The sequence below is a fragment of the Streptomyces sp. NRRL WC-3742 genome, assembly GCF_000720635.1.
Lineage (GTDB): Bacteria > Actinomycetota > Actinomycetes > Streptomycetales > Streptomycetaceae > Kitasatospora.
In genome coordinates, this window is record NZ_JOCF01000016.1 from 93,543 (window position 1) to 102,590 (window position 9,048).

General features: G+C 73.4%; 10 protein-coding genes and 1 pseudogene. 7 read left to right on the forward strand and 4 right to left on the reverse strand.

All coding sequences use genetic code 11. The features are described from left to right. Positions 1–31: 31 nt before the first annotated feature. Both IH61_RS40795 and IH61_RS0112160 read left to right on the forward strand, forming a co-directional pair. Positions 32–289 carry a hypothetical protein gene (locus IH61_RS40795; RefSeq protein ID WP_037972412.1) on the forward strand — a complete coding sequence of 86 codons (258 nt, stop codon included), beginning with the start codon at positions 32–34 and terminating at the stop codon, positions 287–289. Between the two features lie 199 nt (positions 290–488). After that, a complete protein-coding gene (locus IH61_RS0112160; protein ID WP_031068689.1) occupies positions 489–1,148 on the forward strand; it encodes a double zinc ribbon domain-containing protein in 660 nt (219 codons plus the stop codon). A gap of 90 nt (positions 1,149–1,238) precedes the next feature. Here the strand turns inward: IH61_RS0112160 and IH61_RS0112165 are convergent, their stop codons facing one another. Next, on the reverse strand, positions 1,239–2,867 hold the full coding sequence (locus tag IH61_RS0112165) for an LCP family protein (RefSeq protein ID WP_234327147.1): 1,629 nt from the start codon (positions 2,865–2,867) through the stop codon (positions 1,239–1,241). Between the two features lie 187 nt (positions 2,868–3,054). Here IH61_RS0112165 and IH61_RS0112170 point away from each other — a divergent pair, with 187 nt between their 5' ends. Beyond that, on the forward strand, positions 3,055–3,414 hold the full coding sequence (locus tag IH61_RS0112170) for a hypothetical protein (RefSeq protein WP_031068692.1): 360 nt from the start codon (positions 3,055–3,057) through the stop codon (positions 3,412–3,414). A 24-nt stretch (positions 3,415–3,438) separates the two neighbouring features. Here the strand turns inward: IH61_RS0112170 and IH61_RS0112175 are convergent, their stop codons facing one another. Next, complete coding sequence (locus IH61_RS0112175) at positions 3,439–5,151, reverse strand: SpoIIE family protein phosphatase (protein WP_051836883.1); 1,713 nt, start codon at positions 5,149–5,151, stop codon at positions 3,439–3,441. Positions 5,152–5,283: 132 nt separating this feature from the next. Between IH61_RS0112175 and IH61_RS50245 the strand changes: the two are divergent. Continuing rightward, positions 5,284–5,739 (forward strand): annotated as a pseudogene (locus tag IH61_RS50245) (MarR family transcriptional regulator); the annotation flags it as partial. 22 nt (positions 5,740–5,761) lie between these two features. Continuing rightward, a complete protein-coding gene (locus IH61_RS50250; protein ID WP_420713900.1) occupies positions 5,762–5,968 on the forward strand; it encodes a hypothetical protein in 207 nt (68 codons plus the stop codon). A 58-nt stretch (positions 5,969–6,026) separates the two neighbouring features. Here IH61_RS50250 and IH61_RS0112190 read toward each other — a convergent pair whose 3' ends face one another. Next, positions 6,027–7,214, reverse strand: a complete 1,188-nt coding sequence (locus IH61_RS0112190; protein WP_031068700.1) for a S1 family peptidase — start codon at positions 7,212–7,214, stop codon at positions 6,027–6,029. Positions 7,215–7,496: 282 nt separating this feature from the next. On the opposite strand from IH61_RS0112190, the gene IH61_RS46925 reads away from it, so the two are divergent. Next, positions 7,497–7,994 carry a hypothetical protein gene (locus IH61_RS46925; protein ID WP_158844928.1) on the forward strand — a complete coding sequence of 166 codons (498 nt, stop codon included), beginning with the start codon at positions 7,497–7,499 and terminating at the stop codon, positions 7,992–7,994. 90 nt (positions 7,995–8,084) lie between these two features. Here the strand turns inward: IH61_RS46925 and IH61_RS0112200 are convergent, their stop codons facing one another. Then, complete coding sequence (locus IH61_RS0112200) at positions 8,085–8,372, reverse strand: hypothetical protein (RefSeq protein WP_051836884.1); 288 nt, start codon at positions 8,370–8,372, stop codon at positions 8,085–8,087. 18 nt (positions 8,373–8,390) lie between these two features. Here IH61_RS0112200 and IH61_RS0112205 point away from each other — a divergent pair. After that, the coding region (locus tag IH61_RS0112205; protein ID WP_031068704.1) for a recombinase family protein at positions 8,391–9,048 on the forward strand (658 nt) is incomplete at its 3' end.

Here is a 9,048-nt window from a genome sequence, read left to right on the forward strand (position 1 = left end):
CCGAGCTCTACGCCGCTGTAGCGTTCGGCCCGTGACGGAGAGTTGGTGCGGCCCGCCGGGCGGCGGCGCAGGCCCGGGGGCGGACGGCCCGGGCGTCGAGTGGGTCTACCAGCCGGTCGAGGTGGACCTCGGCGACGGCTCCTGGGCACCGGGACGGATCAGCGGCTGGTGGCACGACGGCACGGGCGGGCGCTGGTGCCGTCTGCGGATCGCCCGCAGCGGTCAGCCGGCCCACTGGCGGCGGTTCGACCCGTCGACGGTGCTGGTCCTGCCGGTCTCGGGTCTCTGAAGGGGCTCTGAACGGTCTCTGAAGGGGCTTTGAAGGGGTTCGGAAACGGCACGGAAGCGGCTTGGAACGGGCCCCTCGCGGACGGAGCGGTGGTTCGTGAACGCCCGCTGTGCGGAAGGTTCTTGGCGGAACCGATCGGCGAGCCCTATCGTCCCTGGGAGCGACCGCCGATCAGGCAACCCTCCACTCCGGGGACGACGTGAGTTCCGAGATCAACTTCAGCAACAACTACCGCGACCTGTGCGAACAGTACGGCACCGGGGCGGGTTTCCAGTTCGAGTTCTACTGCTACCGCTGCTCCGACACCTGGCGGTCGCCGTTCGAACGGTTCACGACGGGCCAGGTGGCCGGATGGCTGGGCAAGGGCGTCAGCGCGGCCTGGAACCTCATAGGCGGCAACGCCAACACGATCAGCAACGCGGCGGACGGCCTCGCCGGCCAGACCTGGGGCACCTCGCGCGACGCCGCCTTCCAGCGCGCGATCGACACCGCCCAGGACCACTTCAACCGCTGCGCCCGCTGCACCACCTACGTGTGCGGGCGCTGCTTCAACTCCGACCAGGGCCTCTGCTTCACCTGCGCCCCGGACACCGCCGCCGAGGCGCTGGCGGCCCAGCGGCGCGGGCTCAACGACGCGGTCTCCGAGCGGGCGTTCAAGGCCGGGCAGGCGGCGGGCGCGGAGTTCGACGTCAACGCCCCGCGCCAGCTGGTCTGTCCGCAGTGCCAGACCGAGACGCACGGCACGCCGTTCTGCCCGGGCTGCGGCTTCCGGCTGGCGCAGCCCGTCCAGTGCACCTCGTGCCACAAGGACGTCCCGGAGGGCGCGGCGTTCTGCCCGTCCTGCGGCACCAGGCGCTGACGCCGGGGCGTATCGCGTGACGAACTGCGGGGCGCCACCCCGGACTCCCGGGTGGCGCCCCGCGGTCGTGTCCGCACGGAGAGGCGGCCGTCAGCCGTACGAGATGTTGGCGCAGGGGTCGTCGTCCGCCGAGCGGGCCGCGCTCGCGACGCTGGTGGGCAGCGGCGCGGGGGCGGCCGGGGCGCCGGGGGTGGAACCGCTGGTGCCGGCGCCCGGGTTGGCGGCGGCGTAGTCGTGGCCGAGGACCACGCTGACGCCCTTCGCGGTGCCGCCCGGCTGGACGGTGGCGCCGGGGAACAGCTTGGCCAGCGCCTCGGCGGCGCTCTTCCCACCGGTGCCGTACTCGACGACCGTGGTCGCCCGGCTCTTGCCGGGCGCGTTGCCCACGCTCGCGACGGTGTAGCCGGCGCCCTTGAGGGTCTCCGCGGCCTTGCCGCCCAGGCCCGTCGCGCCGCTGCCGTTGAGGACGGTGACCTTCACCTCGGCGGCCTTCGGGTCCGCGGGAGCGGGAGGGCTCGGCACGGTCGGTGCGGCGGGGGCGGTGGGCGCGGCCGTGCCGCCGTCGGTGGGGGACTGCGCGCTGGCGTCCTGGCCGTCGATGGTGCGGTCCGCCTTGAGCGCGGCCCACAGCTGGTCGACGTCGGGGTGGACGAGGGCGACGCGGGGGCCCTCGTAGCGCCACGGCGTGGTGAGGAACTTGATGTCGTGCAGGTCGACGTCCTTGATCGACATGGCGAAGGACATCAGCTTGGCCGCCGAGCCGAGGCTCGGGTCGACGGTCAGCGAGCTGGTGGCGGCGTCGGCCAGCGGCAGCAGGGTGGTCGGGTCCATGCCGCGGGACTTGACCTCCTTGATGAGGGAGGACATGAACGCCTGCTGGCGCTTGGTGCGGCCGATGTCGGAACCGTCGCCTATGCCGTGGCGCACCCGCACGTAGTCGAGTGCGGCCTGGCCCTCGACCTTCTGCTTGCCCTTGCTGAAGAGCAGCTTGCCCTTTTTGCCCAGGTTCGGGTTGAGGTCTCCCTCGTGGATGTCGGAGGGCAGGCAGACCTCGACGCCGCCCACGGCCTTGGTCATCGAGGCGAAGCCGTTGAAGTCCACGACGATGGTGTGGTCGACGCGCAGGTTGGTCAGCTTCTCCACGGCGTTCTGGGTGCAGGCCGGGTTGCCCTTCTCGGTGTCGCCGACCGAGAAGGCGCTGTTGAACATCGCGTTGGGCTGCTCCTTGGTCCACTTGCCGTTGGGGAGCTTGCACGACGGGACGGTGACCAGGGAGTCGCGGGGGATGGAGATGCCCACCGCGTGCTTGTGGTCGGCGTAGATGTGCAGCAGGATCGCCGTGTCCGAGCGGGCGCCGCCGTCCCCGCCGCCGCCGAGGTCGCTGTTGCCGTTGCCGCGACTGTCGGAGCCGATGAGCAGGACGTTCACCGGGGTGCGGCCCTGTGCGTCCGGGGCTGCGGCATCCGGGCGGTCCTTGCTGAGGGCGTCCCCGTCGAAGGTGGTGATGTTGCTGTTCAGGCGGTAGTAGACGGCTCCGCCGGCCAGGACGAGCAGCGCGGTGCAGCCGGCGGTCACCCAGATCACCTTCTGCTTGGTGCTGCGCTTGGGCTTGGGCTTGGCACGGCCGCCGCTCTTGTCCGCCTTGCGACGGTCTGCCCGGGTGCTGCCGGAATCGGTCGGCGGAATCTCGGGTGCGGGGGAACCCCGGCGACCAGACACGTCGTCATCCTCCACAGTTGCCACGGAACCCCCGGCCGAGCGGTGGGGCCGGCGTGGCGGGGGCCGCAGCCGAGCCCGGCGGGCCCATCGCTAAACTTTTACATCGGTGTAAAACTTCACTGGAGCATACAAGGTGCAGATGAGAAAACCACTTGATCGGATCACACGTTCGATAGCCGGCGGCCTGGTGGCACTGCTGGCCGCCACCGGCCTGACCGCCGTGGCGTCGAGCGCGACGGCGGTGGCCGCCTCCCGGCCCGCGGCCGTCGCGGGGGCTGTTGCCGGGAACGGCGGGCAGAGTGCCCAGGGCGCTCAGGGTTCCCATGGCGTTCAGGCCGTCGGGACCGCCGGGGCCGTCGAGACGGTCAAGGTCGGTCAGAGCGAAAACGCCGCCGCGCACCTCGCGGCCAAGGAGAAGAAGAAGTCCGGCTTCTTCGCCAAGCTCGGCAAGTTCCTGCTCGTCGTGGTCATCCTCCTGATCCTGCTGGTCATCCTGCTGATCTGGGGCATCGTCCGCATCGCGAAGCGGATCTTCGGCCGCCGTTGAGAGCTGTCGCCCGCCGAGAAGGGTTCAGCCCCGAGGCGTGGGCCGGGCGGCGAGGAGGGCGATGTCGTCCTCGGCCGCGCCGCCGGCCAGCCCATTCAGGGCGGCCTCGAGGAGCTCGTCGAGGCTGCCCGTGGCGGGCAGGCGCAGGTCGGCGAGCCGCTCCAGCGAGGTGTCGATGTCCTCGCCCCGGCGCTCCACCAGGCCGTCCGTGTAGAGGAGCAGCGTCTGCCCGTCCAGCAGCGGGTGGGTGGACTGCTCGTAGCCGCACAGGCCCGTGCCCAGCGGCGGCCCGGTGGGGATGCGCAGCAGTTCGGTGGGACGGCCGGGTGCGATGAGGGCGGGCGGCAGGTGGCCCGCGCTGGAGAGGGTCCAGCGGCCCCGGCCGGGGTCGGCGAGGGCCAGCAGGCAGGTCGCGGGGCGGGCGGTCTCGTCGGCGGCGATGACGGTGTCGAGCTGGCGCAGGATGCGGTGCGGCGGCAGGTCCATCCCGGCGATGTCGCGCAGCGCCGAACGGTAGTGGCTCATGTCGACGGCGGCCTCCACCCCGTGCCCCATCACGTCGCCCATGGCCAGCAGGGTGCGCCCGAAGGGCAGCCGCACCGTCTCGTACCAGTCGCCGCCGACCACCGAGCTGCTGCCGGAGGGCAGGTAGCGGGAGGCCAGGGTGAGGTTCTGGTGCGGGTTGCCGGGCTCGCTCAGCAGCGCCCGCTGGAGTTCGAGGGCGATGCCCTGGGAGCGGGCGTAGTGGCGGGCGTGGTCGATGCCGGTGGCGGCCCGGGCCGTGAGGGCGCCGAACAGGTCGGCGTCCTCCGGGGTGTAGGCGGGGGAGGCGGCGGTGCGGCCGAGGGTGAGGAGGCCCACGAGGCGGCCCCGGGCGGTGAGCGGCAGCACGAGCAGGGAGGCCGCCTCGGCGGGCAGGGTGTCCTGCGGGCCGGGGGTGGTGAATGCGGCGACGCCGGTGGCGAGGACGCGGTCGGCGGCGGAGCCCTCCGGGTGGCGGACCGTCTCGCCGGGCTGCGGCAGGCCCGGCGTGGCCGCCGGCAGTGCGGGGCCGGTGTCGACGGCGGCGCGGTGCAGGCGCCGGGGGACGCCCCGGCCCGGGCGGGACGGCTCGGCCTCGGGCGGCAGGACGTCCACCACGGCGAGGTCGGCGAGGCCGTCCACCGCGAAGGCGGCGAGTTCGGCGCAGGTGGTGCCCAGGTCGGCGGTGGTGCCGATCCGCTCGTCGGCGGCCTCCAGCAGCGCGAGCCGCGCGTGGGCCGGGGCGGGCCGGTGCATGGGCGCCGCCTCGTCCAGGACGGCGACGACCAGCCCGACGGCGCGCCCGGTGCGGCGCAGCGCCCGGTAGCGCAGCCGCAGGCCCGGAGGGACGGGCGGGCCCGCACCGTCGGGGCCGCCGGTGCGGTCCTCGCGGTCCCGGCCGTCCGCGAGGACGCCGCGCAGGACGGGGACGGCACCGGAGAAGGCGGTGGCCTCGGCCCGGCGGCCCAGCAGATCGGCGCGGCGCAGCCCGGTCGCGGCGGTGAAGGCGGGGTTGAGGTACTGCCAGCGGAGCCGCTCGTCGAGCAGGGCCAGGCCGACGGGGGCGTCGGCGAGAACGTCGAGGCGAAGGTCCGGACCACCGCTTCGGTCACCCTCCGTGGTCGAACCGAGGGTGGCGGCGAGGGCTGCGGCCGTCTCCGCCAGGGAGCGCGGGCCCGAGGCTGCGCCGCGTCGTTTTCGGTGCCGGAACTGCATGGGTCAATGATCACGCGCCCGGGCGCGCCGCGCCCATAGGAGGGCCAAAGTTTGACTGCTCGGAGGCAGTGTTGTAACACTCCGCGTCCGCACTCTGCGTACGCGTTTCAGAGCGATGACCCGGAGGAAGCGATGACCCGCCGCCCGCAGGCGGGGGCCACGTGGGCCCCGGTGGTGCCGGTGGTGCCGTGGAACCGGCAGCGGCTGCGCAGCAACAACGAGTGGCTGCTGCTGGAACTGCTGCGCACCGGCGGCGGCTCCTCCCGGGCGCAGCTCGCGCGGGACACCGGGCTGTCGAAGCCGACGGTCTCCGCCGCGCTGGCGGAGCTGGAGCGGGCCGGGCTGGTGCGCGAGGCGGGGCTGGTGGCGCCCGAGCGGGGCCGCACCGCCGTGCAGTACGAGGTGGAACCGGGCGCCGGGCACGTGCTCGGCGTGGACATCGGCCGGGCCCGGCTGCGGGTGGCGGTGGCGGACCTGGCGGGGACGGTGGTCGCCCGGCTCTCCGTCGCCAACCGGGGACGTACGGCCGATGCCGTCGCGGACGCGGTGGTCGCCGCCGGGCGGGAGGCGATCGAGGAGGCGGGTCTGACCGCCGGTCGACCCGGACGTGGTGGTGGTCGGCGGGGGCCTCGGGGCCAGCGCGGACCTGCTGCTGGAACCGCTGGAGCAGGCCCTGCAACGGCTCACCCCGCTGCGTCCGGCGCTCGCCGCGAGCCTCCTGGGGGAGGACGCGGTGCTCCTCGGGGCGGTCTCCAGCGCCGTGGAGACCGCCCGGCCGGAGGCTTTCGAGCGCCGGACGTCAAGGTTGCGTCGCTGACTGTCCGTCAGCCGGTCACGAGCGTCAGCCGATGGCGAGGGTCAGCCGGTACTGAAAATCAGCCGGTGGCGAGGGTCAGGCCGTAGACGCCGAGGATCGGGTTGACGGGCTGGAAGTACGTCTCGCCGCCCGAGGAGCAGTCGCCGGAGCCGCCGGAGGTCACGCCCTGGGCCTGGTTGCCGGAGATGAACGACCCGCCGGAGTCGCCCGGTTCGGCGCAGACCGTGGTGCGGGTGAGGCCGTAGACGCTGCCCTCCGCGTAGTTGACGGTCGCGTCGAGGTCCTGGACGGTGCCGCAGTGCCAGCCGGTGGTGGAGCCGGAGCGGCAGACCGAGCCGCCGATCGACTGCTCGGCCGAGCCGGCGACGGTGACGGCGCCGCCCGCGTAGTCGTTGACCTGCGGCTGGGCCGTCCAGTCCGAGCCGGCCGCGACCCAGGAGTAGTCGTTGCCGGGGAAGGTCGAGCCCTGGAACGTGCCGATCGAGTAGCCGGAGGCGTCGGTGGCGTTGGAGCCGGGCTGGCCGCAGTGGCCGGCGCTGACGAAGCCGGGCTGGCCGCCCTGGGTGACGGGGAAGCCGATGGAGCAGCGGGCGGCGTTGTCGATGTAGTACGCGTCGCCGCCGCGCAGGTCGGCGAGCGGGCGCGGCGCGGCGGCGGCCCGCTCGACGCGGACCAGCGCGCGGTCCACACCGGACTGCCGCAGGAACGTTTCCGTCCGGGCCTCGTCGGCGGACTGCACCACCACGGTGTTGGCCTTGACGTCCACGTACCAGAGCGGCGTCGCCTCGGGCGAGGAGGCGTCGGAGGCCCGGTCGAGCGCCTGCTTGGCACCGTCGAGCACCGCGAGGGTGTGGCGGACGACGCTCGCCCGGCCGCCGTGGGCGGTGACGGCCCGGGCGGCGGAGGCGTCGGTGGTGGCCACCACCAGGGTCGCGTCCTGGCCCTCCAGCCAGGCGCCGGCCCAACTGCCGTGCAGCGTACGGGCGAGGGCGTCGCGCACCTGGGTGGCCCGGGCCTCGTGGGCGAGGCGCGCGTCGGCGGCCTGCGGGGAGAGGCCGAGGTCGCGCTCGTACGCCCGCAGTAAGGCGGGCGGCGCGGCGGGGGTCCGACCGGCGGGGGCGGACAGGGCGGCGGCGATGGACGGTTCGTCAGCACCGGTGGGGGCCGGGGCGCCGACGGCCGGAGCGGCGGTCAGCACGACGCCCGCGAGGGCGGCGGCGACCGTGAGCGTACGGAAGCGGAGCATGGGGGATCTCCTCGCTCGGGTGGGGGTTGCCGGAACCGTAGCCACCGCGCCGCGACGGCCGGAACTTGTCGAAACGCCCCGCCCTCGGGCGCTATACCCCTCGGAACGCCCCTCGCCGTGCCCCACGCCGTGGCTCTCGGATTGCCCTCGGCCTGCCCTCGCGATCCCCTCCGTGTCCGGAAGGTCTCGATCCGTCAACGGATGCCGGTTTCGTGGCCGACCGGTGTGCGCGCTCTGCTTGAATCGCACGCCTCACCCACACGGAACGGAGTGTTCTCCTCCATGTCTTCACGGATATCCGGGCGGCTCGGCCGGCTCGGCGCGGTGCTCGCCGTCGCCCTGGCGCTGGCGGCCTGCGACCCGTCGCCGGGCGGCGGCGCGACGACCGCGGCCTCGCCGGCGGCCGTCACCACCCCGGCGGCGCCCACGACTTCGGCCGCCGCGCCGGTCGCACCCGTCACGCCCGCCGGGCCCGCCACCACGGCGCCGGTCGCGCCGGCGCCCGCCGGGCCGTCCGCGGCGCAGCCGCCGGCCACCAAGGCGCCGGCCCCGCCCGCGCCGCAGCCGAAGGTGACCACGGCCAAGCCGCCCACCGCCGCCGAGCCCCCGCAGACGGCGGCCGCCGCCGGGGGCTCCTGCGAGATCCGCTCCAACGCCGGAAACTGCTACGAGGCAGGGCAGTTCTGCCGCAGCGGCGACCTCGGCAAGAACACCCACGACGCGGCCGGGCGGGTCATCACCTGCCGGATGGTCAGCGGAAAGCCGCACTGGCAGGCGTGACGGTCCGGCCCGACCCCGTGGCGGGTCGGGCCGGGCTCCTCCTTCTCCTTACTCCTCCTCCTGTCGGGCTCCGTTTCCCAGGCGGGAGAGTCAGCGGGTGGTCGCCTCGAGGGTGTCCCAGAACAGGTGTTCGTACGCCTGGAGCAGCAGCCCGTACTCCCGCGCCGTGGCCACTGTGGCCGGGTCCAGGGGTTCGGGGCCGAGGGCGTCGGAAGCCTGTTGCTCCAGCTCGGTTGCGGGTTGGGCGAAGAAGTCGAAGAAGGCGCAGGCTTCGGCCGGGAAGCCGTAGTGCGTGCGCAGCGCCTGGCTGACGGTGGCACAGTAGCCGCCCCAGTTCGCGTAGTCAGGTGTCCACCTCTGGATGCTGACGCGCTCCACTGATCGGGGAGTGGGGCAATGGCTGGCAAGGTGAAACACCTGGATCTTCCGCTTCGGAAGTCCCAGGTGGTCCGGGGAGCCGCGACCCGCGACATCCTGTTCTTGAAGGCCCAGGAGAGCCAGGGCCGAGCCTTGGGCAAGCGGAACGGCTATACGATCCGGCGGGTCTTCCGGGAGAACCTGTCTGCCTACAAGGCTGGGGTCGAGCGTCCGGAGTTCGACGAGGCGGTGCATGCGCTTCTCGAAGGTGAGTCGGACTGTTTGTGGGTCTATGACTCCTCGCGGTACTCCCGCAAGGGCGCGGGTGACGTGTTGAAGGTCCTCGACAGGCAGGGGAGGAGGCTGTGCTTCTACCTCAACCGGCTGGATACCGAGGTGCCCGCCGACCGGATGCGCATTGTCGCCGAGGCGGAGCAGGCGCGTGAGTACAGCCGTCTGCTGTCGGAGAAGGTCAGGGACGCCAAGGCGGTTGATCGGGACGCCGGGAAGTGGCTCGGCACGCCGCCTGATGGGCTGAAGGTCACGAAGAAGGGCAAGCTGAAGGGCAGCAAGCGCTGGCCCATGATCGAACGGATCTACGAGGAGGCGTCGCAGGGGAAATCGCAGCGGAAGATCACGCTGGGACTGACCGCTGACGGATGGACGGGCGCACGCGGGGGCCCCGTGCGAGTCAGCA